This window comes from Streptomyces gilvus (genome assembly GCF_022513565.1).
GTDB classification, from domain to species: domain Bacteria; phylum Actinomycetota; class Actinomycetes; order Streptomycetales; family Streptomycetaceae; genus Streptomyces; species Streptomyces gilvus.
In genome coordinates this window covers 111940-136706 of record NZ_JAKWBE010000001.1, presented here as the reverse complement: position 1 = coordinate 136706, position 24767 = coordinate 111940, and the positions used below count along the sequence as shown (strand labels likewise).

Below are 24767 nucleotides of genomic sequence, written 5' to 3'. Positions count from 1 at the left end.
CACCGGTGGGGCAGGCCGCACATGGGGCTCGGAAACCGGCGGGGCAGGCTGCACATGGGGTTCGAGCACCGGCGGGGCAGGCCGCGCATGGGGTTCGAGCACCGGCCGGGCAGCCCCCGGGCGGCGTGTCGTCGGTGCACGGCGAGCGGAACCGCAAAGGGCGGGCGGTACTTCGCCGAAGGTGACGGGACCGACGAAGGTGCCACCGCCCCCCATCCGTGCGAAGGTGTTCTACGGACGCGCGCCCGAGGTGTAACCGGCTGCGGCCCTGGTTACCCGGCCCCGGCACGTCGATCAGCGAGGGCGTCCCCGGCCCGCGCAGGGACGCCGGATGGGAACGCCATGACCAGCGGCTTCAGCGGACCAGAGGGCTACGACCCGTTCAGCGAGTTCTTCGCCCGATTCTTCGGCGGACCCCGGCAGGGCCCCCGGCAGATAGACATCGGCCGGCTGCTCAGTCAGCCCGCCCGGGAACTGGTCCGCGGCGCAGCCCAGTACGCCGCCGAGCACGGCAGCCGGGACCTCGACACCCAGCACCTGCTGCGCGCGGCCCTGGCGACCGAGCCGACCCGCAGCCTGCTCAGCCGGGCCGGCGCGGACCCCGACTCGCTGGCGTCGGAGATCGACGAACGCTCCGGCCCGGCCCAGCACTCGCCCGACGACGCGCCCGCGCCCACCTCCCTCTCGCTCACGCCGGCCGTCAAGCGCGCCCTGCTGGACGCGCACGAGCTCGCCCGCGCGAGCGGAACCGGTTACATCGGCCCCGAGCACGTGCTCAGCGCCCTGGCCGCGAACCCGGACTCGGCCGCCGGACACATCCTCAACTCGGCCCGGTTCGCCCCGTCCAACCTGCCGCCGGAGGCCCCGGAGTCGACGCAGCCGCGTGGCGAACGGCCCCGCTCCACCGGTACGCCGACCCTCGACAAGTACGGCCGTGATCTGACCGACCTGGCGCGGCAGGGCCGTATCGACCCGGTGATCGGCCGGGACGACGAGATCGAGCAGACCATCGAGGTGCTGTCCCGGCGCGGCAAGAACAACCCGGTGCTGATCGGCGACGCCGGTGTCGGCAAGACCGCCATCGTGGAGGGGCTCGCCCAGCGGATCGCCGACGGGGACGTGCCCGACGTGCTGACCGGCCGCCGGGTCGTCGCCCTCGACCTGACCGGCGTCGTCGCGGGCACCCGCTACCGCGGCGACTTCGAGGAACGCCTCAACACCATCGTCGGCGAGATCCGCGCCCACTCCGACCAACTGATCGTCTTCATCGACGAGTTGCACACCGTCGTCGGCGCCGGAGGCGGTGGCGAGGGCGGGGCGATGGACGCCGGGAACATCCTCAAACCGGCGCTGGCCCGCGGGGAGCTGCACATCGTCGGCGCGACCACGCTGGAGGAGTTCCGGCGGATCGAGAAGGACGCGGCGCTGGCCCGCCGCTTCCAGCCGATCCTGGTCCCCGAGCCGTCCGTCCCCGACACCATCGAGATCCTGCGCGGACTGCGCGACCGTTACGAGGCCCATCACCAGGTCCGCTACAGCGACGAGGCGCTGGTCGCCGCCGTGGAGATGTCCGACCGCTATCTCACCGACCGCCGGCTGCCCGACAAGGCCATCGACCTGATCGACCAGGCGGGCGCCCGGGTGCGGCTGCGCGCCCGCACCAAGGGCACGGACGTACGGACCCTGGAGCGCGAGGTCGAGCAGCTGACCCGGGACAAGGACCAGGCCGTCGCCGACGAGCAGTACGAGCAGGCGACCCAACTGCGCGACCGCATCAGTGAGTTGAAGCAGCGGATCGCCGACGCGGCCGGGGGCGACGAGGCCGACGAGGGTCAGCTGGAGGTGAGCGCGGAGGCCATCGCCGAGGTGGTGTCCCGGCAGACCGGCATCCCGGTCAGCAGCCTCACCCAGGAGGAGAAGGAACGCCTGCTCGGCCTGGAGGAGCATCTGCACCAGCGGGTCGTCGGCCAGGACGAGGCCGTGAGCGTGGTCGCCGAGGCCGTCCTGCGCTCCCGCGCCGGGCTGGCCAGCCCCGACCGCCCGATCGGCAGCTTCCTCTTCCTCGGCCCGACCGGCGTCGGCAAGACCGAACTGGCCCGCGCCCTCGCCGAGGCCCTGTTCGGCAGCGAGGAGCGCATGGTCCGGCTCGACATGAGCGAGTACCAGGAGCGCCACACCGTCAGCCGGCTGGTCGGCGCCCCGCCCGGATACGTCGGCCACGAGGAGGCGGGCCAGCTCACCGAGGTCGTACGCAGGCACCCGTACTCGCTGCTGCTGCTGGACGAGATGGAGAAGGCCCATCCGGACGTCTTCAACATCCTGCTGCAGGTGCTGGACGACGGCCGGCTGACCGACTCCCAGGGCCGCACGGTCGACTTCACCAACACGGTGATCGTCATGACCAGCAACCTCGGCTCGGACGCGATCACCCGCCGCGGCGCCGGCATCGGCTTCGGCTCGACCGGTACGGAAGCGGACGAGGAGGCCCGCCGGGAGCAGATCCTGCGCCCCCTGCGCGACCACTTCCGCCCGGAGTTCCTCAACCGCGTCGACGAGATCGTCGTCTTCCGCCAGCTGACGGGTGATCAACTCAAGCAGATCACCGACCTGTTGCTGGAGAAGACCCGCCGTCTGATGCACGCCCAGGGCATCTCGACCGAGTTCACGGCCCCGGCGCTGGACTGGCTGGCGGAGCGCGGCTTCGAGCCGGAGTACGGCGCCCGCCCGCTGCGCCGCACCATCCAGCGCGAGGTCGACAACCACCTCTCCCGGCTGCTCCTCGACGGCACGATCGCGGAGGGCAGCCGGGTCACGGTGGACGTCAAGGACGGACGCCTGGAGTTCCTCACGGACAAGGGACTCGCGGACAAGGGGCTGTGAGGGGCGGCCGGTTACGGCGCCGAGGGGTCGACCACCCGGGCCGATCCACCTCCCCGGCGCACGGTCTCGGCGGCGGCCAGCCACTTGCCGCCGGGCAGCCGCTGCACACCGGTGGCGGCGCCGATCTCCGGGTTCAGCGAGAAGGCGTGGCCGATGGCCTCCAGCTTGCCGCGCACGTCGCTGTTGTAGAGGGCCGGTTCGAGTTCGGTCTTGGCGGCGTTGCGCTGGCTGGCGCGCGGCGCGGCGATCGCGTCGACGAGCGGCAGATGCCGGTCCAGGAACTCGGTCAGCACCTGCAGGACGGTCGTGATGATGGTCGCCCCGCCGGGCGAACCCACCGCCACCACGGGGACGTCGTGCCGGTCGAGCACGATGGTCGGCGAGATGGAGGAGCGCGGCCGCTTGCCGGGTCCCGGCAGGTTCGGGTCGTGCACGGCCGGGTTGGCCGGGGTGAAGGAGAAGTCGGTCAGCTCGTTGTTGAGCAGGAACCCGCGCCCGGGCACCGTGATGGCGCTGCCGCCCGTCTGCTCGATGGTGAGGGTGTAGGACACGACGTCGCCCCACTTGTCGGCCACCGTCAGATGCGTGGTGTTCTCGCCCTCGTACGTCGTCGGAGCCGCCGTACCGCCCGCACCGCACGCGGCCGGATGCCGGGGGTCGCCCGGCGCCACCGGGCTGGTCAGCACCGCGTCGTCCTTGATGAGGCAGGCCCGCGAGTCGGCGAACCGCTGTGACAGCAGCCCCTGGGTCGGTACGTCCTCGAACGCCGGGTCGCCGACCCAGCGCCCCCGGTCCGCGAACGCGATCCGGCTGGCCTCGATGAAGTGGTGCAGGTACTGGACCTCGCTCGCCTTCGAAAGATCCGTGTTCTCCAGGATGTTGAGCGCCTCACCGACCGTCGTGCCGCCGGAGGAGGAGGGGGCGATCGAGTAGACCTTCAGTCCGCGGTAGCCGGTCTCGGTCGGCGCCTGGAGCTTGGCGCGGTAGCCGGCGAGGTCCTTGTCGGAGAGCTTGCCCGGCCGCGCGTTCCAGCCCGAAGCCGGGTCCACCGGCGGGTGGTTCACCGTGTCGACGATGTCCTGGCCGAGATCGCCGTGGTAGATCGCGCCGACACCCTTCTTGCCCAACTCCTGGTAAGTGCGGGCGAGTTCGGGGTTCTTGAAGGTGGAGCCGACCACCGGCAGCTGCCCGCCCGGCAGGAACAGCTTCGCCGTGTCCGGGAAGTAGCGGAACCGCGTCTCGTTCGACGCGGTCTGCGAGCGGAAGGTGTCGTCGACGGTGAACCCGTCGCGGGCGATTCTCTCGGCCGGCTTCAGCACCGTACCGAGCTTTCTGCTGCCCCACTTCTCCAGCGCCGTCTGCCAGGTCGCGGGCGTGCCCGGCGTGCCGACGCTCAGACCGCTGCTGACGGCGTCGGCGAAGGCAAGCGGCTTGCCGTTCTCCACGAACAGGTCGGAGCCGGCGGTCAGCGGCGCCGTCTCCCGGCCGTCGATGGTGTGCACCGTACGGGACTTGGCGTTGTAGTAGACGAAGTAGCCGCCGCCCCCGATGCCGGAGGAGTAGGGCTCGGTGACGCCCAGCGCGGCGGCCGTCGCGACGGCCGCGTCGACCGCGTTGCCGCCCTTCTTCAGCACCTCGATCCCGGCGGCGGTGGCGTCCGCGTCGACGCTGGCGACCGCGCCGCCGTAGCCGACCTGGACCGGAACCTTCGCCGGTGTCCCGCTCGTTGGAGTGGTCGGCGGGGCCGCCGCCCCCACCGACACCACGGCGGCCGAGACCGCCAGGACCGACAGTTTCCGCGCGACAGGGCGACGCATCACTACCTCCAGTCCAAGACCGTCCGCGCAGCGTAACCACATCACAGGGGGCCTCGACAGACCCCTTCCGGCTGCTGTCACGCGAACGCCACACATCGAACACCGGTACGTACCCGCCGCGTCGGACCGCTACCATGCGCGCCCATGAACGACGACGTGCGCAACATCGTCCTGGGTGTGGTCGCGGCCGCGATCTCCGCCGCGCTCGGCTGGCTGGCCCGTACGTACCTGTGGCGGCGCAAACTCCGCCGCAAGCAGGCGTTCTTCGGGCTGCCGGACAACTCGGAGTCGCTGCTGGTGGTCAACCGCGGCGCCGGCGGGCCCGAGTTGACCGTGATGCGCTACGACGTGTTCGCACTGCTGGAACTCTCCGCCCTCATCAAGGACTGCAACGCCCACGCGCAGGTGCTCCCGCACGACACGGCACGTCAGGGTTTCGGTGAACGCACCGAGTTCTGCGTGGGCGGCCCGGCCTCGAACCGCCGCATGATGGCGCATCTGGCCTCCCTGCTCCCGGGCGTGCGGGTGAACGTGGACCCCGAACCGGGGCCCGACCGCGGCGCGTTCCAGGTCGGCACCGAGCGCTACCGGGTGGAGCCGGGCCGGGAGGAGTACGCGCTGCTGGCCCGGCTCACCGTCGACCAGAGCCCCCGGGCGCGCCCGGTCTTCCTCTTCTGCGGCCAGACCGCGATCACCAACCAGGCCGCCACCCGCTATCTCGCCCGCAACCACGAGCGGCTGGCCCGCAAGCACGGCGACGACTCCTTCGTACTGCTGCTGAAGGTGGTCAACTCGCAGGCGTACGGCCCGGACGTGGTCGAACTGGTCGCGGACGTGACCAGGGAGGCCAGGACCCCGCTGCCCGCTCCGGCGGCTCCACACAACTCCCACCGCGCGTCCTGAACTGATTCACACCACAACAATCGTTACTGGCACGTAACTTACTGGCGGGTTACCGCGCGTAAGGCGCCGCGGTTACCGTCTGGTCACTTTGCACGGTCCGAGTGAGGAGTGACCCATGGATCCAAGGGGCGCGGAGCGCCTTCGAACAGGGTGGTGGTGGGCGACACATGCCCTGCGCACGACCGCCGTGGGCGCCGTCTCCGCGACCCTGATCGCCGGTGGCGTGCTCGGCGTCGCCCCCGCCGCTCAGGCCGCGAGCGCGGTCCGCTTCGTCGACATCAGCGGCGACGGCGGCACCGTCCTCAAGGCGAACGTCGTCCTGCCCCCGGGCGCCGACGGCACCCGCCGCTACCCGCTGCTCGTACTGCCCACGAGCTGGGGCTTCCCGCAGGTCGAATACCTCGCCCAGGCCCAGAAACTCGCCGAATCCGGTTACGTGGTGGTCGGTTACAACGTCCGCGGCTTCTGGCAGTCCGGCGGTGAGATAGAGGTGGCCGGCGCGCCCGACACCGCCGACGCCTCCAAGGTCATCGACTGGGCGCTCGCCAACACCCCGGCGGACGCGCGGCACATCGGCATGGCGGGCGTCTCCTACGGCGCCGGCATCAGCCTGCTCGCGGCCGCGCACGACAAGCGGATCAAGGCCGTCGCCGCACTCAGCGGCTGGGCCGACCTGATCGGCTCGATCTACTCCGGCCGCACCCAGCACGTGCAGGCCGCGGCCCTGCTGGACGGGGTGAGCCTGGTCACCGGCCGGCCGGACCCCGAAGTGCGCCAGGTCTTCGACGACTTCTACGCCGCCAACCTGTCGAAGGAGCAGGAACTCGTCGACTGGGGGAAGAAACGTTCCCCCGCGACGTACGTGGACCAGCTCAACAAGAACGGCGCGGCGGTCATGCTCGCGGGCTCCTGGGGCGACACGATCTTTCCGCCCAATCAGTCAGCGGCCTTCTACGAGAGGCTGACCGGCCCGAAGAGACTGGAGTTCCGCCCCGGCGACCACGCGACCGCCGAGCTGACCGGTCTGTTCGGCCTGCCCAACGACGTGTGGAGCGACACCGGGCGCTGGTTCGACCACTACCTCAAGGGCACGGACAACGGCATCGACCGGGAGCAGCCGGTCCAGCTCAAGTCCCGTTCCACCGGCGGCTACGAGGGGTATCCGGACTGGAAGTCGGTCGCCGCGACCGAGCGGAAGATCGCGCTGGCCGGCACCACCACGATCCACACCAACGTCGACTCCGGGGCGGACGGCGGGATCGTGTTCCTCTCCAGCATCCTCGACCAGGTCGCACAGCTCCCGCCGGTCGCGTCCATCCCGCTGCTCCCCCGCCGCTGGGCCGCCGTGTGGCAGTCGGAGCGGTACTCGACAGCCCAACACGTGCGCGGTACGGCCAGGTTGCACACCACCCTCACCCCGACGAACGAGAGCGGCACCCTCGTCGCCTATCTCTACGACGTGGGGCCGCTCGGCCTCGGCAAACTGGTCAGCAACGCGCCCTACACCTTCCACGGGCGGACCCCCGGAAAGCCGTTCGGCGTCGATCTGGAGCTGTTCTCCACGGCCTACGACGTCCCGGCGGGGCACCGTCTCGCGCTGGTCGTCGACACAGTGGATCCTCTGTACATCGAACACAACCCGTCCGGCGCGCAGCTGACCTTCTCCTCGCCTGCGAACGACCCGTCGTACGTGTCCATCCCGCTGCGCGAGCAGTGATCTCCGGCTGCCGCCGGGCGGTTACGGTGTGATCTCCCCCTTGCTCACTCACTCTCCGCTGTGTCGTGGTCGCCGCAAACTAACCGGACGGAAGTGGCTGAGTTACCCCGACACGCACTTACCGGGCATTAGCCGTATTTACGTCGATTCGCTGGCCAAAGGATCACGTCTCCGCGACTTCGGCATACACCTGCGACAGCTCGGGGGCCCCGCTCGCGGCCCACTCGTGCCCCGATTCCACGACGTCGAACTCGCGGCCGGACTCCAGCCGGACGACCGGCTGGCCGTCCGAGCGAATCTCCCAGGCGGCACCGGGCACGCCCCGCACGATGACGGTGCCCAGATAGAGGCCGGCGTCGTTGCCCAGCCAGGGCTCGTTGTCCTCCTCGTCCCGCCAGCGCGGCAGCAGCTGGTCGAGGGCCTCCAACGAGTCGACGGTGTCGTCGAGTTGGACGCCCTCCTCGGCAGCCAGGGAGCGCAGCAGCTCGCACTCGGCGAGGAGTTCGGCGATGCCCTCGGGATCGAGGTCGCCGTACCTCTCGTGCCGGTCGCCCAGAAAAGGGATCTTCATACACCCAGCGTGTCACTCGCACCCTCGTCCGCACCACAGGCGCGCGGATGCTCACTTCGGGGTGACTTCACTGAGGTCCGCGCATGGCTCGTTGACGGTGGTCGGCCGTCTCTCTAGCTTCACCTGCGTCTTTCGTCCCCTTGGTGAGCGGGAGGAACCTCAGTTGCGTCGACCCGCACCGGGATGCGCGATCGTCATCGCCCTGTTCGCGGCCCTGGTGCCGGCCCCGACGGCGCACGCGGGCGCGGCCGGCCGGGCGGCCCCGCAGCCGCTGGAGCGGTTCTTCGACAACTCCGCGGTCAGCGACGACGCCCGCCCGGACGCGGCGGACTTCGACGGTCTCGGCGCCTCCCTGTCCGCCCGGGACCTCAGCGCCGCCGGCTGGACGCCCGGCCGCACCCTCACCGTGCAGGGCGCCCGGCTCGCCTGGCCGCGTCGGCGGCCGGGCGCGCCGGACAACGTCCTGGCCGACGGACAGCAGGTGCGCCTGGGCGGCCGCGGTGACGCCCTCGCCTTCCTGGTGGCGGGCACGAAAGGCGCCCCGGTGGGCGGCGCGGGCGAGGTGGCGTACGCGGACGGCACCCGCTCCTCGTACCGGCTGACGATGCCCGACTGGCGCACCGGCCCGCTCGCCACCAAGGCCGTGGCGCTGCCGCACCTGAACACACCCGCCGGGCAGGTCGCCGAGCGGACACGGCTGTACGTCGTGACGGTGCCGCTGGTCAGGGAACGTCCGGTCGTCTCGGTACGGCTGCCGCGGGCGGCCGGGGCGCATGTGTTCGCGCTGGCGGTGCGGGCGTCGGGTGCCGGCTGGGCCGGGACCTGGGCGGCGGCCACCTCGGGCTACCCGGCCGTGGGTCCGTGGAGCGACCGGACGGTGCGGCTGGTGGTGCACACCTCGGTGGGCGGGCCGCGGGTACGGCTGCGCTTCGACAACACCTTCGCGGGGACGCCGGTGCGGATCGGGGGCGCGACGGTCGCCGTGCAGTCCGAGGGGGCGACGGCGCGGGAGGTGCCGGTGCCGGTGGCCTTCGGCGGGGCGGGGGGCGTCGAGATCCCAGCGGGGGCACAGGCGTTCAGCGACCCGCTCGGCTTCACCGTGCCCGCGGACACCAACCTGCTGGTGAGCTTCCATCTGCCGGACACGGTGACGGCTGCGCCCGTGCACCGGCTCGCCGTGCAGCATTCGTACGTCAGCGTGCCGGGCGATCACACTGCGGACGCCTCGGGGGCGGCGTACACGACCGTGCTCACCGGTTGGCCGCTGCTGACCGGTGTGGACGTGCGGGGCGGGCCGGGGTCGGTGGTGGTGATCGGGGACTCGATCACCGACGGCGACCGGTCCACGGTCGACGCGAACCGGCGGTGGCCCGATGTGCTGGCCCGCCGGCTGCTTTCGCAGTATGCGGTCCCGCGCTATGGGGTGCTCAACCAGGGGATCTCCGCCAACCGTGTGGTCAGCGACGGGTATCCCGGTGACGGCGTGTCCACGGACGCCTCGGGGGTGAGCGCCCTCGACCGGCTGGACCGGGACGCCTTCGCGCAGACCTCGGCCCGTACGCTGATCGTCTTCGAGGGCGTCAACGACGTGCGCCGGCTGGCGAGAGCCGAGCAGGTCGTCGCGGGGCTGCGGAGGATCGCCGACCGGGCGCACGCGCGCGGGCTGCGAGCGCTGGCGGCCACGATCCTGCCCTGCGCGGGCGAGATCCAGTGCACGGCCGCCGTCGACGCCGAGCGGGTCACGGTGAACACCTGGATCCGGGACAGCGGGGCCTTCGACGCCGTGCTGGACTTCGACGCGGTGCTGCGGGACCCGCAGCAGCCCGCGCGGATGCTGCCGGTGTACGACAGCGGGGACCACCTGCATCCGGGAGACGCGGGGCTCGCGGCGCTCGCCGACTCGGTGGACCTGCGGACGCTGGTGTCGTGAGCCCCCGGGCTCAGGGCGCCAGCGGTACGTCCAGGTCGACCACCACCGGCGCGTGGTCCGAGGCGCCCTTGCCCTTGCGCTCCTCCCGGTCCACGTACGCGTCGGTGACCGCCTTCGCGAAGGGCTCGTTGGCGTACACCAGGTCGATGCGCATGCCGCGGTTCTTGGGGAAGCAGAGCTGGCGGTAGTCCCAGTACGTGAACGGGTGGTCGTACTTCAGGGGGCGCGGGACGACGTCCGACAGGCCCGCCTCGCGCAGGGCGGCGAGGGCCGCGCGCTCGGCCGGGGTGACATGGGTGAGGCCCTCGAAGGCGGCCACGTCGTAGACGTCGTCGTCCGTCGGCGCGACGTTGTAGTCGCCGAGGACCGCGAAGGGGCGGCTGCCGGCCGCGTCACCGGCGACGGCCGCCTTCAGCGCCTCGAACCACTGGAGCTTGTAGGCGTAGTGCGGGTGGTCCACCTCGCGGCCGTTGGGCACGTACACCGACCAGACGCGGACCGGGCCGCAGGTCGCCGAGACGGCACGGGGCTCGACGCCGCCGTCGTAGCCGGGGTCGCCGGGCAGGCCCTTGACGACGTCCTCCAGGCCGACGCGGGAGAGCACCGCCACGCCGTTCCACCGGCCGGTCGCGTGCACCGCCGCCTCGTACCCCAGCTCGCGCAGCTGCTCGAAGGGGAACTGCTCCTCGGCCAGCTTGGCCTCCTGGAGGCAGAGCACGTCCGTGTTGCTGCTCTCCAGCCAGGCCAGGAGCCGCGGCAGGCGGGCGGTGATCGAGTTCACGTTCCAGGTCGCGATGCGCATGCCCCACAACCTACCCGGCGGGTACGACAACGGGGCCTCCCGCCCGTCCCGCTCAGACCTCCGCCGAGTCGCCCGGTGCCAGCCGCAGGTGCTCCGAGCCGCCGAGGCCGCCGATCTGACGGTCGTAGATCGGGCGGGCGAGGTCGGTGAGCAGGGCGTCGTGGATGTCGTACGCACGCCGCGGCTTCACCTCGCGGACGTAGTCGATGACCTCGGAGATCTTGTTCCAGGGGGCCATGACGGGCAGCATCAGCGTCTCGACCGGCCGGCCGGGGACGGTGAGGGCGTCGCCGGGGTGGAAGACCGTGCCGCCGTCGATCAGATAGCCGACGTTGGTGATGCGCGGGATGTCCGGGTGGATCACCGCGTGCAGCTCGCCGTGGACCTGGACGTCGAAGCCGGCGGCGGTGAAGGTGTCGCCGTGGCCGACGGTGTGCACCCGGCCCGGGAAGGCGGCGGAGATCTGCTCGGCGACCGACTTCAGCGTCCAGATCTCGGCGGCCGGGTCGGCCTCCAGGGCCGCCCGCAGCCGGCCCTCGTCGAAGTGGTCGGGGTGCTCGTGGGTGACGAGGATCGCGTCCGCGCCGACGGCGGCGTCCTGCTCGCTGAATCCGCCCGGGTCGAGGACGAGCGTCCGCCCGTCCTTCTCGAGACGCACGCACGCGTGGGACATCTTCGTGAGCTTCATGGCTCCATCCTGCCCTGCCGCGCGCCACCGGGACGGCCCGCCCCGGGCCGCGCGCCGCACGGCCGGCGGTCACTCCGTCGGGGTGGTCTCCTCCTTGATCACCTGCTGGGCCACCGTGAAGGCGCTGCCGGCCGCCGGCACACCGCAGTAGACGGCCGCCTGCAGCAGCACCTCCTTGATCTCGCCCGGCGTGAGGCCGTTGCGCAGGGCGGCGCGGGTGTGGGCGGCGAGCTGCTCCAGGTGACCCCCGGCGACGAGCGCGGTGAGGGTGACGCAGCTGCGGGTGCGCCGGTCGAGGCCGGGCCGGTCCCAGATCTCGCCCCAGGCGTAGCGGGTGACGAGCTCCTGGAAATCGCCCGAGAACTCGTCCGCCTGCGCCAGCGTCCGGTCCACGTGCGCGTCGCCGAGCACCTCGCGGCGGACCTTGATCCCGGCGTCGTACGGGTCCGGACGTCCGTGCGGCTGCGGCGGTACGGCCGGCGGGGCGATCTCGGCGATGGGCACGGACGGCGCGGGCTGCACCGGCGGGGTGAGGAGCGGTTTGACGGGGGCGGCCGGGATGGCGATCTGACCGGTGGAGGACTCGACGTAGCCGGGCTGCCAGGCGGTGGAGAAGTGCCGGACCAGCAGGTCGGTGACGGCGGCGGGCTGCTCGACCGGCACCAGGTGGGAGGCGCCGGGCACGACGGCCAGCCGGGCGTCGGGGATCCCGGCGACCAGGGTACGGGCCTCGGCGGGCCCGGTGACCTGGTCCTCCGAGCCCACGAGGACGAGCGTCGGCACACCCACACTGCCCAGCTCGGACCGGACGTCGAAGGCGGCCAGCGCCTCGCAGGCGGCTATGTAGCAGCCGGGGTCCGTGGTGCGCACCATCTGCACGGCCCAGTCGGTGATCGCGGGCTGCATGGCCGCGAACCCGCCGGTGAACCAGCGGTCCGGGGAGGTACGGGCGATGGGGTCGAGCCCGTTCGTCCGTACGATCACCCCGCGCTGGCGGAACTCGTCGGCCGTGCCGAAGCGGGGCGAGGCGGCGATCAGCGCGAGCGAGGCGAGCCGCTCCGGGTGGCGCAGCGCCAGCTCCAGGCCGACCGCGCCGCCGAAGGCGCAGCCCGCGTAGCCGAAGCGCTGCACGCCCAGCCCGTCGAGCGTGGCCAGCAGCCGGGAGACGAGCTCGGCGACCGAACCCGCCGGGTACGCGGGCGCGCCGCCGTGCCCCGGCAGGTCGAACCGGAGGACACGCCACTGCTTCGTCAGCTCCGGCACCTGGCGGTCCCACATGTGCCAGGTGGTACCGAGGGAGGGTCCGAGGATGAGGACAGGGGCGTCGTCCGGGCCGTCGAAGCGGTACTGGAGGGCGGGGGACTTCGTCTCACTCACCGCTCCACGCTAACCGCCGTTTCCGGCCACCCGGCCCCTGGGCCCCCAGACCTCGCACCCGGCTCCAGCGGATCACCGGCGAACCCTCACACCGCCTTCACGGGACGGTGGCCCGCGCCACCACGGTCATGGGTCACCCGGTGTGCCGAGGCCCGTGAGGGCGCCCACCGGGTCGAGGTCGGGGGTGCCGCGGGGCCACCAGTCGTCGCGGCCCGGCTCCGACTCGTAGGCGTACCAGAGGCCGTCGCGGCCGAGGCGGAGCTGGACGTGGCCGCGGGGGTGGGTGAGGTGGTTGCGCCAGGGGCGGAAGGCGGGGAGGTCGGCGGCGAGGAGGAGGGGCCGGGCCCGGTCGAAGCGTCCGGCGGGCGGGTCCCAGTCCTCCTCCAGGACGGCGAGCCCTTCCAGGCCGCCCTGGCGCCAGGCGGCGACCGCGCGGGCCAGGTCGGCCGGGGTGCGGCCGGTGGCCGAGGCCAGCGAGGCGTACAGCGCGCGGGTGGCGGCGGTGAGTCCGGAACCGGGGCGGGCGGCGGCGAGCCGGACCGCGTCCTGCCACAGCGTCAGCTCCGCCACCGGGTCCCGTCCGGAGGTCAGCAGGGCGTGGGCGCGGGCCGCGGCGTCGGTGGCCAGCTGGTCCAGCGCGAAGGGGTCCGGGCCGCCGGGCGCGGCGGGGTAGACCGGGGGCTGCTCGGGGTGGGGCGGTGCGGGCAACGGCGGTGGGAGGGGCGGCAGTTGGCGGTGCGCGAGGGCTTCCGTGGCGCGTACGCCGGGAAGGGGCGCCGGTTCCTGGTCCTGGGCGGCGCGGGCCGCGCGGGCGGCGTTCAGCCGGGAGAGGGCGTCGAGCAGCTCACGTTCGCCGCGGCCCCGCAGCAGGAGCAGGACGAAGGGGTCGGCGTCGAGCAGACGGGCCGTCTGGTAGCAGAGGGCGGCGGCATGCTTGCAGGGGTGGCCGCGGTCGGGGCAGCTGCAGTGCGGGTCGAGGTCGCGCGCTCCGGGCAGCAGTGGCACGCCGCAGTCGGCGAGGGACTGCGGCAGCTCCTTGTCGAGCAGCGCGGCGATGTGTCCGGGCCGCTCTACGGCGGCGTCCAGGAACCGCGCCCAGTCGGCGTCGTCCAGGGTCCGCAGCCTCACCTGCACGCGATACGGGCGTGGCCGGCTGCCCTGCACATACGCCAGCACGAGCCCCGGGGTGACCGTGATGGCGTCCACATGCCCCTGCTCGGCATAACTCCGCCCCCGCGCCAGCCGTTTGGCGTCCAGCGCGCCTTCCTCCAACGCCCTCACCCAGGCATTTCCCCACCAGGTCCCCGCGAACCGGGGCCCGGCGGAGGGATCGGACGCGCCGGAGGCCGCCGGTACCGGGGCCGGGGCCGGCAACGCGGGAAAGGTGCGGCGCAGCTCTCCGTCGCGGGAGGGGGCGGCCATGGAGGGCGCGTGCTGGGGTGGTGCGGGGGTTTCGGAGGACGGGGCGCGGGAGGAGTCCGTGGTGGGGGCGGGGTCGCTCGGGTCGGGTGACGGGGGCGGGGTCGGCCGGGCCGCACCTGCACTGTGAGCAGCAGGGACGTCGTCGTGGCCCGGGCCGTCCGCCTCGTCCGCCGAAGGCATCCGGAAGGCCCCGGCGAGCAGATCCTTCACGTCACGCGCCGTTACGCCACCGCGACGGCCACCGCCGCCACCTTCACTGCCGCTCCCAGTGCCACGGCGGGCCGTGCCGTCACCGCGTTCGTCCCGGGCCCGTTCCGCACGGCGCGGCCCCCAGGCCGGACGGCCTCCCGAGCGCCCGGCCTCCGCCTCGGCCCGCCGCGCCTCACTGCGAGCGGCGCGCAGAGCCTCCCGCGCCACGGCGGCGGGCCGCGCGGCCGGAGGATCCGTCGGCGAGGGGTTCTTCTCCTCCCCCTCACTGGTCAACGCGCTCTCGTCGTCGCCCGGTGCCTGCGGGATCGCGGGCTCGGTCTCCCCGTTCGACAAGTCGGCATCCCTCTTCACCGAGTCGGCCGGTCGGGAGCCCCTCGACGTGCCGGGCCGCCCCGCGTCATCGGTGTCCTCACCCCTCCCTCGCCTGGCGGCGATGGCCTCACGCAGCGCCGCGCGTGCGCCGTCGCCGGGCCGGGATGCATCGCGCCGGGGAGACACGCGCGCATCCACGCTTCCCGCGGTCTTTTTGTTCGGCGCACCCTCGGTCGCCTCGCTCTTGTAGGTCGCCGCGCTGTGGTCGGTGACCGCACTCTTGTCGGTGGCCGCGCCGTTCTCGGTCGCCGCGCCCTTCCCGATCGCCGCGCCGTTCTCGGTCGCCGCGCCCTTCCCGATCGCCGCGCCGTTCTCAGTCGCCGCGCCCTTCCCGATCGCCGCGCCGTTCTCAGTCGCCGCGCCCTTCCCGATCGCCGCTCCGTTCTCAGTCGCCGCGGCATAATCGGCCACCAGGTCCCCGGCCGCCGCGTCCACGACCGAAGGCTGCTCTACCGCCGACCGCTCCTCAGCACGCTGGTCCGCCCCCGACCGCTCCACCGCCGAGCGCTCCACCGCCCGCTGGCCCACCGACGACCGCTCCACCGCCCGCGAGTCCGCTCCCGACCGCTCCTCCGCCCGCTGGCGCACCCCCGAGCGCTCCGTCGCCGGCTGCTCCTCCGCCCGCTGACCCACCCCCGGGCGCTCCTCCGGCACCCGCTCCCCCGACAGTCGCTCCGCAGCCACCCGCTCCCCCGACAGCCGCTCCGGACCCAACCGCTCCCCCGCCGTCCCCTCCGCCCCCGACCGCCCCGCAGCCAGTCGCTCCCCCCGCGTCCGCTCCTCCGCAGCCTCTCCGCTTGCCGCCTCTCCTCCCGCAGCCTCTCCCCTCGCCGCTTCTCCTCCCGCGGCCTCTCCTCGCACGGCCTCTCCCGCCCCCCGCCGCCGCTCCAGGGCTTCCCGTAGCGCTCGGCGGGCCTCGTCCGCTGGGCCCGGGGTCATGTGGGCCTCCGGAGGGACACAAGGTCGGACAGTTCGCGGTCGGTCAGTTCCGTGAGGGCCGACTCGCCGGAGCCGAGGATGGCGTCGGCGAGGGCACGCTTGGCTTCGAGCATCTCGGCGATGCGGTCCTCGACCGTGCCCTCGGTGATGAGGCGGTGGACCTGGACGGGCTGGGTCTGGCCGATGCGGTAGGCGCGGTCGGTGGCCTGTTCCTCCACGGCCGGGTTCCACCAGCGGTCGAAGTGGACGACATGGCCCGCGCGGGTGAGGTTCAGTCCGGTGCCGGCCGCCTTGAGGGACAGCACCAGGACCGGGGTCGCGCCGGACTGGAAGCGGTCCACCATGCGCTCGCGGTCGGGGACGGGCGTGCCACCATGCAGAAGGTCCACCGGAACCGCGCGGGCGGCGAGGTGGGCGGCGATCAGGCGGGCCATCCCCACGTACTGCGTGAAGACCAGCGCCGACCCGTCCTCCGCGAGGACCGTGTCCAACAGCTCGTCCAGCAGCGCGAGTTTGCCGGAGCGAGCGAGCAGGCGGCCGTCGGCGCCGGGCTCCTCCTTCAGGTAGAGCGCGGGATGGTCGCAGATCTGCTTCAGCGCGCCCAGCAGCTTGAGCACCAGGCCCCGCCTCGCGATGCCCTCCGCCATCTCGATGGCCAGCAACGATTCCCGCACCACCGCCTCGTACAGCGCCGCCTGCTCCCGGGTGAGCGGCACCGGATGGTCCGTCTCGGTCTTCGGCGGCAGCTCGGGGACGATCCCGGGGTCGGACTTCTTGCGGCGCAGGAGGAAGGGGCGCACCAGGCGGGCCAGCCGCCGCACCGCCTCCTCGTCCTCGCCGTTCTCCACCGCACGCGCGTGGCGGGCGCGGAAGGACTTCAGGGGCCCGAGGAGCCCGGGGGTGGTCCAGTCGAGCAGGGCCCACAGTTCGGAGAGGTTGTTCTCCACGGGTGTGCCGGTCAGGGCCACACGTGCCGGGGAGGGGATGGTGCGCAGGGCCTTCGCGGTGGCCGAGTAGGGGTTCTTGACGTGTTGGGCCTCGTCGGCGACGACCATCCCCCAGCGCTGCTCGGCCAGCCGCGGCGCGGTCGTTCGCATCGTGCCGTACGTCGTCAGCACGAAGCCGCCCTCGAGGTCGTCGAGTGTGCGGTCGGGGCCGTGGAAGCGGCGGACGGGGACGCCGGGCGCGAAGCGGGTGATCTCCCGCTGCCAGTTGCCCAGCAGGGAGGCCGGGCAGATCACCAGGGTCGGCTCGGTGCGGGCCCGCTTGAGGTGCAGGGCGATGACGGTGATCGTCTTGCCGAGCCCCATGTCGTCCGCGAGGCAGCCGCCGAGACCGAGGGAGGTCATCAGGTCCAGCCAGGCCAGGCCGCGGAGTTGGTAGTCGCGGAGGGTGGCCCGCAGGCCGGGGGGTGGTTCGGCCGGACGTACTCCGGTCGTCAGGCGCTCACGGAGGGCGGCCAGGGCGCCGACCGGCACCGCCTCGACCGTCTCGCCCTCCACCTCCGCGCTGCCGGTCAGGGCCACGGAGAGCGCGTCGACGGGGTCCAGCAGGCCCAGTTCGCGTTTGCGGGCCTTGCGGACGAGGGCGGGGTCGACCAGGACCCAGCGGTCCCGCAGCCGTACGACCGGGCGGTGGGCCTCGGCGAGGGCGTCCATCTCCGCCTCGCTGAGCGGGTCGCCGCCGAGCGCCAGCTGCCAGCGGAACTGCAGCAATTCCTCGCTCTCGAAGAACCCGGTGCCGTCGGTGGCCGAGCCGGGCGCGGACCGTACGACGGCTGCCGCGGACAGGTCCTGGGCGAGGTCGCGGGGCCAGTGCACGGCGACCCCGGCGGCCGCGAGCCGGGTGGCGGCCACGCCGAGCAGATCGCCCAGCTCGTCGTCGTACAGCGGCAGGACGTCGGGCACGTCCTGCTCGGCCAGGCGGTCGAGGGGCGGCCAGATCCGGGCAGCGCGGCGCACGGCGAGGGCCGCGTCCACGCGGGCGCGGGGGCCGAACACCGCGTCCGCCTCGCCCGCCCACAGGGCCGCCGCGTCGACGACCAGGGTGGGGTCGGCCAGGCTGTGCACCTGCACGATCGCGGCGCCCGCCCTGCGCACGCCCTCGTCGTCGTCGAACAGTTCGTACGCCGACAGGTCGAGGCGGAGCGAGACGCGCACGCCCGCGTCCATGCCGGCGGCGACCTCCGCGGCCCACTCGTGGGCGGCGGGCAGGCGCTGGGGCCGGCGGTCCGCGAAGGGCCTGCCGGAGACGTGCGGTGCGGCGGGGGTGCGGGGCAGGGTGTCGGCGACCGCGTCCAGGAAGGACCGCATCAGCGCCTCCGGCTCGGGCAGCCGGAGCGGGCCGGGGCCGGGCAGCGGGACCGCGTGTCCCTCGGAGGGCAGCGCGGCGGCGACCGCGCGCAGGTGCGCGATGTCGTCCGGGTCCAGGGGGCCGGCCCGCCAGGCGTCGTGGCCGCTCGCCGTCAGTCCGGGCAGCAGCCGGCCGCGCGCGGTCAGCCGCAGGGCGTGCAGGGCGGCCGCGCCCCAGCAGACGGTGGCGGGGTGGGCGGCCGGGTCGCGCCGGGCCCGGACGAGGAGGGGCAGGGCCTCGCCGACCGGCAGGGTGAGGGCGGGGGTGGTCCGGCGTCGTACGCCCGCGCCGTGCCGCCGTACGACCGTGAGCTCGGTGTCCTCGGCGGGCAGGGGGCCGCCGTCGGGGTCCCAGAAGGCGACGCGGCCGTCCCGGGGCAGGGGCGCGGGCAGGAAGACGGCCGCGAGCCGGACGGGGACCGTCGCCCCCGCGTCCTGCTCGCGCTCGGCCACCGCAGCCGTTTCACGCATACGACCTGTCACCTCCCGCCCGTGTGTCGGATCAGACGTCTTCGACTCTACGGGCGGCCTCTGACAATCGGCCCCGGCGACCCTTCCGGGGCCGCGCTCGCTACGGAACGGTGCGGGAGACGACGTAGAAGAACGGGTTGCGCGCGTTGGCCAGGTTCACCACGACGTCCTGCGTCGGCTTGGGGCTCTTCTGCTTGTGGGTGAGGCCGTACCAGGGGCCGGGACGGGTGAAGTTCCAGCCGGTGATCTTCTGGTCGCGGGCGCTGATCGTGATGTCGTCCTTCTTCAGATCGGCACGGGTGACGCCCATGTCGTGGAGGAAGACGTCGAGGTTGGGCAGGGGCGTCTGGAACTGGACGTAGAGTCGGCTGGTCTTCCAGTTGTTGGTCTCGTAGGAGGCGACCATGCCCGACGGGTGCGGCATCGGCACCTCGTAGAGGCGGCGCTGCACCTTCGACGGCCAGTCCCTGGTGAGGCCGGTCGCCGCGTACTTGGCCTCCTTGTCCTTGCCGCTGTCGCGGCTCTGGGCCGCGGAGATCACCAGATAGCCGGCCGGGACGCCGATGAGCAGCACGATGATGAGCAGGGTGAGCGCCCGTCGGCGGATCTTGTGACCGCGTGCCTCGGCCGACTGGGCCGGCTCGCCCGTGGAGGCGCCCTGGTGCGGCAGGGATGCCGTCATGCGGTGTCCCGGGTGGAGCGGCGGGCCTGGGTGTAGCGCGCGTAGCGCTCGTAGCGCTCGACCCGGCGCCGGTTGGCGCGGCGGAAGCGGCGGGCGACCAGCCGGGCGAGGTCGGCGGCGCCCACCATGCCGGCCTCGGGGCCGAGCTGGGCACGCACGATCCGGGCCTCGGGGCGGTAGCCGCGGCCGGTGAGCTGCCGCTTGAAGGCGTCGCGCGCGGGGGCGATCAGCAGGTCGTCGGCCGCGCTGACGCCACCGCCGATCACGAAGCAGGACGGGTCCAGGGCCGCGGCGAGGTTGGCGATGCCGACGCCGAGCCACTGGCCGATGTCCTGCAGCAGTTCGACGCACATCGCGTCGCCCTCGCGGGCCAGCTCGGTGATCATCGGGCCGGTGATGTCGCCGATCTGCCCCTTGACGTGCTCGATGATCCCGTACGCCACCGGGGAGTCCGCGGCGGCCAGCTCCTTGGCCTCCCGCACCAGGGCGTTGCCGGAGCTGTACTGCTCCCAGCAGCCGCGGTTGCCGCACGGGCAGCGGTGACCGCCGGGCACGACCTGCATATGGCCGAACTCGCCGGCGACGCCGTACTTGCCGCGCTTGACCTGGCCGTCCTCCAGTATGGCGCCGCCGATGCCGGTACCCAGGGTGATCATGACCAGGTGGTCCTCGCCCCGGCCGGCGCCGAAGCGCCACTCGGCCCAGGCGGCGGAGTTGGCGTCGTTGTCCACCAGGACGGGCACGGCGAGCCGGCCCGCGAGGCGGTCGCGCAGGGGCTCGTTGCGCCAGGAGAGGTGCGGGGCGAACAGGACGCGGTTGCGGTCGGCGTCCACCCAGCCGGCCGCGCCGATGCCGACGGCGTGCACGTCGTGGCGGTCGGAGAGGTCCAGGACCAGTTCGACGATGGTGTCCTCGACGACCTTGGGGCTCTTGGACTTGTCCGGCGTCTCCGTGCGGAGCTTCTCCAGGATGTTGCCGTCGGCGTCCACGACGCCGGCCATCACCTTGGTGCCGCCGATGTCGATGCCGACGGTGGGGACCCGGGGAGCGGTCAGGTGCGACCGGCGTTCCCGGGTGCCGACGGTGCGCAGTGCGGGGGCGCGGCGGGAGCCTATGGGGGCGGTGAAGTTGCCGTAGGTGCTCATCAAGGCCCGATTGTGCCGCACGCGCGTGGTGGGCGCCGAACGGGAGCCGCACATCGGCACGGCCCCGTGCGCCACGGAGTGATCCGGTTGCCCGGACATTGCGACATACCCGGGGCCCTTCCCCGCGCCCCTCAGGACCGTACGAGCAGCTGGAACTCGAAGGAGTAGCGGGACGGGCGGTACGTGTGCGTGCCGTACTCGACCGCTCTGCCCGTGTCGTCGAACGTGACGCGCTGCATGGTGAGCAGCGGCGCCCCCTCCTGCTCGCCGAGGCGGTCGGCCTCGGCGGCCGTCGCGCCGCGGGCCCCGATGGTCTGGCGGGCGCTGTGCAGGGTGATGCCGACGGCGCGCATCATGCGGTACAGGCCGGTGGACTCCAGCTGGGCCGTGTCCAGGTCGAGCAGGCCCGGCGGGATGAAGTTGCACAGGTGCGCCATCGGCTCGCCGTGGGCGAGACGGAGGCGTTCGACGCGGTGCACGTCGCTGTCCTCGGCGACGCCGAGCGCGGCGGCGACCTCGGCGGTGGCCGGGACCACCGTGTTGACCAGGACCTTCGTCGCGGGACGCTGGCCGGCCGCCTCCAGGTCGTCGTAGAGGCTGGAGAGCTCCAGGGGGCGTTTGACCTGGCTGTGCACGACCTGGGTGCCGACGCCGCGGCGGCGCACCAGGAGGCCCTTGTCGACGAGCGACTGGATGGCCTGGCGGACGGTGGGCCGGGACAGGCCGAGCCGTGCGGCCAGCTCGATCTCGTTGCCCAGCAGGCTGCCGGGGGTGAGCGAGCCGTGCTCGATCGCCGCCTCCAGCTGTTGCGACAGCTGGAAGTACAGCGGCACGGGAGAGCTGCGGTCGACACTGAGCTCGAGCGACACGGTCGGGTCCGTTTCTGGTTTCGGCACGGGCCGAGCGTAGCTCCAGGCGTTGTTGACGGGAAGTTGTGTAGTTCGATTGTCCGGACATATGCATTGACAGCACCCGGCTCGGGGCCCCACTTTTGTTCTCATGCGCATCGGGGTCATCGGTACGGGCCGCATCGGCACCATTCATGCGAACACGCTCAGCCGCCACCGCGAGGTGGGCTCGCTGATCCTCACGGACGTGGATCCGGCGCGGGCCCAGGAGCTCGCGCTGCGGCTCGGCGAGACGGCGGCGCCGGGAGTGGACGAGATCTTCAGGTGGGGCGTCGACGCCGTGGTGATCACCACGGCCACGGCGGCCCACGCCGAACTGATCGGTCGGGCAGCACGCTCAGGGCTCCCGGTGTTCTGCGAGAAGCCCATCGCCCTGGATCTGCCCGGCACCTTGAGCGCGATCGCCGAGGTCGAGTCCGCCGGAACCATTCTGCAGATGGGGTTCCAGCGCCGCTTCGACACGGGGTACTCGGGCGCCCGGGACGCGGTGCGCTCGGGCCGGCTCGGGCGGCTGCACACCGTGCGGGCGCTGACGTCCGACCAGGCCCCGCCGCCGCCCTCGTGGCTGCCGCTGTCCGGCGGGCTGTACCGGGACACACTGATCCACGACTTCGACGTGCTGCGCTGGGTGACCGGGCACGAGGTGGTCGACGTGTACGCGGCCGGGTCCGACGCCGGGCCCGCGATGTTCCGGGAGGCCGGCGACGTCGACACGGGCGCCGCGCTGCTGACCCTGGACGACGGCACCCTCGCCACCGCCACGGCGACGCGGATGAACGGCGCCGGGTACGACGTGCGGATGGAGCTGGCCGGGGAGCTGGACCAGATCGTGGTCGGGCTGGACGACCGTACGCCGATCGCGTCCACCGAGCCGACCGGGCCGCCGGCCGCGGACAAGCCGTGGTCGGGGTTCCTGGAGCGCTTCGGACCCGCCTACGAGGCCGAGCTGTCCGCCTTCGTCGAGGTGGTCCTGGGCCACCGGGCCAACCCCTGCGACGGCCGCGAGGCCCTCCAGGCACTGCGCATCGCCGAGGCCTGCGAGGTCTCCCGACGCGAACGCAGACCGGTGGCACTGGCGGAGATCCCGGGCCGGGTGGAATCGGCCTTCCGGTGAACGCGTTCTGGTGAGCACCTTCAGACCGGCCCCGGTGAGCGCCCTCTGGTGAGCAGCCTCGGCTGAGCGCCCTCGGGAGCACCCGCCGGCAAACGTCGTCGGATGAGGGCCTTCCGGTGACAGCCTCGGGTGAACGGCGTGGGGTCAGCAGCCTCGAGTGAGAGCCTTCCGGCGAACACCCGCCGACAAGCAGCATCGGCCGAGCGCCCTCCGGCGAACACGCACCGGCCGACAGCCTCGACCGAGCGCCTTCCGGCGAGGGTGCTGCCGGCGAGCACCCTGCGGTTCCCGCCTCACGGTGAGCGCCTTGGGCCAAACAGCCTTCCGGTGAACACCCACCGGCAAGGACCCTCGACCAAGCGCCCTCGGCCGAACCCCCTCTGGCGACTACCCTCGGCCGAGCCCCTTCCGGTGAGCCTCCGTCGGCAAGCGTCCTCAACCGAACCCCCGCCGGCGAACGCCCACCGGCAAGCACCCTCGGCCGACCCCCCCGTCGGTGAACGCCCGGGAGAGCGCCGGTGAATGCGTCACCAGCGCACCGGCAGGCTGCGCACGCCCCGCATCAGCGTCCCCGGTAGCCAGTCGCCGGGTGGGCCGGCTGGGGCCAGGCGCGGGGCGCGCTGCAGGAGGGTGCGTAGCGCTGTGCGGGCCTCCAGGCGGGCCAGGGGGGCGCCCAGGCAGTAGTGGACGCCGTGGCCGAAGGCGAGGTGGCCGCGGGTGTCGCGGCGCGGGTCGAAGCGGTCGGGGTCGGGGAAGCGGCCCGCGTCCCGGTCGGCGGCGGTGAGGGCGACCATGACCGCGTCGCCCCGCACGATCTTCGTGCCGGCGATCTCCAGGGTCTCGGCGGCGAACCGGAAGGTCGCATTCTCCACCGGTCCCTCCCACCGCAGCGTCTCCTCCACGACGCCGTCCACGAGGTCCATGTCGGCGCGCAGGGCGGCGAGTTGGTCCGGGTGGGTGAGCAGGGCGTGGACGGCGTTGGTGATGAGGTTGACCGTCGTCTCGTGCCCGGCGATGAGCAGTACGAAGGCCATGCCGCGCAGTTCGCCCGCCGAGAGCCGGTCGCCGTCCTCGGCGGTGGTGCGGATCAGGTCGCTCAGCAGGTCGCCGCTCGGTCCGGCGCAGCGTTTGTCCTCGATCAGCTCGGTGAGGTACTCGGCGAGCCGGACGAACGCCGCGTGCTCGCTGGCGGAGTCGGTCGGCGCGACCGCCTCGGTGGAGATCTTCCGGAACTCCGAGCGGTCCATCTCGGGCACGCCCAGCAACTCGCAGATCACGGTGATGGGCAGCGGGTAGGAGAGCGACTCGACGAGGTCGGCCCGCCCGCGCGGGAGCATCGCGTCGAGCAGCTCGTCGGTGATCTCCTGGATCCTCGGCCGCAGTTGCTCCACGCGCCGCATGGTGAAGGCGCGGGAGACCAGGGAGCGCAGCCGGGTGTGCTGGGGCGGGTCGGTGCCCAGCAGGTACTTGCCGATCAGCTCCTCGTCCAGGAACAGCATGCCGATCTTGCTGCCGTCCTTCGACAGCCGCGGGTCGGCGAGCGCGGCCCGTGCCTCCTCGTACCCGACGACGAGCCAGGTCTCGTGGTGGGCGTCCATACCCGGCAGCCGGACCCGGTGCACGGGGCCGCGCTCGCGCAGGCGCGCGTACACGGGATGCGGGTCGACGCGGAAGGCGTCGCCGAACTCCCCCAGGTCGATCAACTCCGCCATGCTCTTCCTGCCCTCCCCCGTCCCCCGTCCGGCTTTCAGCCGGCATCCGGACAACGCACGGCGACCGCCGTCAGTGCCCGTCGCCCCCGGATTCCTCCAGGAGCCCCGCGTCGTAGGCCAACAGGGCGATCTGGACACGGTTGTTGAGGCCGAGCTTGGCCAGGATGCGGGAGACATGGGTCTTCACGGTGGCGACGCTCATGAACAGCTCCGCGGCGATCTCGGCGTTGGCGAGACCGCGGCCGACCGCGACGGCGACCTCGCGCTCGCGGTCGTTGAGGAGCGCGATACGCGCGCGGGCGCGCGTGCGCCGAGTGTCGGCGGCGTTGCCCACGGCGTGCTCGACCAGCTGGCGGGTGACGGCCGGCGACAGCACCGGGTCGCCGGTCGCGACCCGGCGCACCGCCTCGACGATCTCGGCGGGCGGGGTGTCCTTGAGGACGAACCCGGCGGCCCCCGCGCGCAGGGCACGCAGCACCTGCTCGTCGGCGTGGAAGGTGGTGAGGACCACGATCTGCGGGGCGTCCTTGCGGGCGCGCAGCCGTTCGGTGGCCGTGAGCCCGTCGACCGACGGCATCCGGATGTCCATGAGGACGACGTCGGGGCGGGTGCGGTCGACGAGCGCCTCGACCTCGCTCCCGTCGGCGGCCTCGCCGACGATCACGATGTCGTCGGCACCGCCCATCATCAGGGACAGCCCGGCCCGCACCAGGGGGTCGTCGTCGACGAGCAGCAGTCTGATCGCAGTCATGGCGC

At 73.0% G+C, this 24767-nt stretch carries 17 protein-coding genes; 5 read left to right on the top strand and 12 right to left on the bottom strand.

The annotated features are described in order from the left end of the window. The first annotated feature begins 342 nt into the window (after positions 1–342). The gene (locus MKW14_RS00620; RefSeq protein ID WP_240858083.1) at positions 343–2880 is read left to right on the top strand and encodes an ATP-dependent Clp protease ATP-binding subunit; all 2538 of its coding nucleotides are present in this window, start codon (positions 343–345) and stop codon (positions 2878–2880) included. Between the two features lie 11 nt (positions 2881–2891). On the opposite strand, the gene ggt is transcribed toward MKW14_RS00620, so the two are convergent. Continuing rightward, positions 2892–4697, bottom strand: coding sequence for a gamma-glutamyltransferase (gene ggt / locus MKW14_RS00615; protein WP_240858082.1), 1806 nt, complete (start codon positions 4695–4697; stop codon positions 2892–2894). 144 nt (positions 4698–4841) lie between these two features. Here ggt and MKW14_RS00610 point away from each other — a divergent pair, with 144 nt between their 5' ends. Continuing rightward, positions 4842–5600, top strand: a complete 759-nt coding sequence (locus MKW14_RS00610; protein ID WP_240858081.1) for a hypothetical protein — start codon at positions 4842–4844, stop codon at positions 5598–5600. Positions 5601–5715: 115 nt separating this feature from the next. Beyond that, positions 5716–7317, top strand: a complete 1602-nt coding sequence (locus MKW14_RS00605) for a CocE/NonD family hydrolase (RefSeq protein WP_240858080.1) — start codon at positions 5716–5718, stop codon at positions 7315–7317. A 163-nt stretch (positions 7318–7480) separates the two neighbouring features. Here MKW14_RS00605 and MKW14_RS00600 read toward each other — a convergent pair whose 3' ends face one another. Further along, positions 7481–7888 carry a DUF6278 family protein gene (locus MKW14_RS00600; protein ID WP_240858079.1) on the bottom strand — a complete coding sequence of 136 codons (408 nt, stop codon included), beginning with the start codon at positions 7886–7888 and terminating at the stop codon, positions 7481–7483. A gap of 163 nt (positions 7889–8051) precedes the next feature. Here MKW14_RS00600 and MKW14_RS00595 point away from each other — a divergent pair, with 163 nt between their 5' ends. Then, positions 8052–9818 carry an SGNH/GDSL hydrolase family protein gene (locus MKW14_RS00595; RefSeq protein ID WP_240858078.1) on the top strand — a complete coding sequence of 589 codons (1767 nt, stop codon included), beginning with the start codon at positions 8052–8054 and terminating at the stop codon, positions 9816–9818. A 10-nt stretch (positions 9819–9828) separates the two neighbouring features. Here MKW14_RS00595 and MKW14_RS00590 read toward each other — a convergent pair whose 3' ends face one another. From MKW14_RS00590 to MKW14_RS00555, 8 genes are all read right to left on the bottom strand, one after another. Then, positions 9829–10620, bottom strand: coding sequence for an exodeoxyribonuclease III (locus MKW14_RS00590; RefSeq protein ID WP_240858076.1), 792 nt, complete (start codon positions 10618–10620; stop codon positions 9829–9831). Positions 10621–10672: 52 nt separating this feature from the next. Next, complete coding sequence (locus MKW14_RS00585; protein WP_240858075.1) at positions 10673–11308, bottom strand: MBL fold metallo-hydrolase; 636 nt, start codon at positions 11306–11308, stop codon at positions 10673–10675. Between the two features lie 69 nt (positions 11309–11377). Beyond that, the gene (pcaDC, locus tag MKW14_RS00580) at positions 11378–12685 is read right to left on the bottom strand and encodes a bifunctional 3-oxoadipate enol-lactonase/4-carboxymuconolactone decarboxylase PcaDC (RefSeq protein WP_240858074.1); all 1308 of its coding nucleotides are present in this window, start codon (positions 12683–12685) and stop codon (positions 11378–11380) included. A gap of 126 nt (positions 12686–12811) precedes the next feature. Then, complete coding sequence (locus MKW14_RS00575; protein ID WP_374116527.1) at positions 12812–14287, bottom strand: SWIM zinc finger family protein; 1476 nt, start codon at positions 14285–14287, stop codon at positions 12812–12814. Between the two features lie 1337 nt (positions 14288–15624). Next, complete coding sequence (locus MKW14_RS00570) at positions 15625–18450, bottom strand: SCO1167/SCO6262 family helicase (RefSeq protein ID WP_240858073.1); 2826 nt, start codon at positions 18448–18450, stop codon at positions 15625–15627. A 100-nt stretch (positions 18451–18550) separates the two neighbouring features. Then, positions 18551–19132 carry a sugar kinase gene (locus MKW14_RS00565; RefSeq protein ID WP_240858072.1) on the bottom strand — a complete coding sequence of 194 codons (582 nt, stop codon included), beginning with the start codon at positions 19130–19132 and terminating at the stop codon, positions 18551–18553. Then, the gene (locus tag MKW14_RS00560) at positions 19129–20277 is read right to left on the bottom strand and encodes an ROK family glucokinase (protein WP_208778689.1); all 1149 of its coding nucleotides are present in this window, start codon (positions 20275–20277) and stop codon (positions 19129–19131) included. The genes MKW14_RS00565 and MKW14_RS00560 overlap by 4 nt, the downstream gene beginning before the upstream one ends. A 131-nt stretch (positions 20278–20408) precedes the next feature. Further along, a complete protein-coding gene (locus MKW14_RS00555) occupies positions 20409–21146 on the bottom strand; it encodes a GntR family transcriptional regulator (RefSeq protein ID WP_240858891.1) in 738 nt (245 codons plus the stop codon). Between the two features lie 130 nt (positions 21147–21276). Between MKW14_RS00555 and MKW14_RS00550 the strand changes: the two genes are divergently transcribed. Then, positions 21277–22299, top strand: a complete 1023-nt coding sequence (locus MKW14_RS00550) for a Gfo/Idh/MocA family protein (RefSeq protein ID WP_240858070.1) — start codon at positions 21277–21279, stop codon at positions 22297–22299. 527 nt (positions 22300–22826) lie between these two features. Here MKW14_RS00550 and MKW14_RS00545 read toward each other — a convergent pair. Both MKW14_RS00545 and MKW14_RS00540 read right to left on the bottom strand, forming a co-directional pair. Then, the gene (locus MKW14_RS00545; protein WP_240858068.1) at positions 22827–24011 is read right to left on the bottom strand and encodes a cytochrome P450 family protein; all 1185 of its coding nucleotides are present in this window, start codon (positions 24009–24011) and stop codon (positions 22827–22829) included. A 70-nt stretch (positions 24012–24081) separates the two neighbouring features. Then, on the bottom strand, positions 24082–24762 hold the full coding sequence (locus MKW14_RS00540) for a response regulator transcription factor (protein ID WP_240858066.1): 681 nt from the start codon (positions 24760–24762) through the stop codon (positions 24082–24084). Positions 24763–24767: the final 5 nt, after the last annotated feature.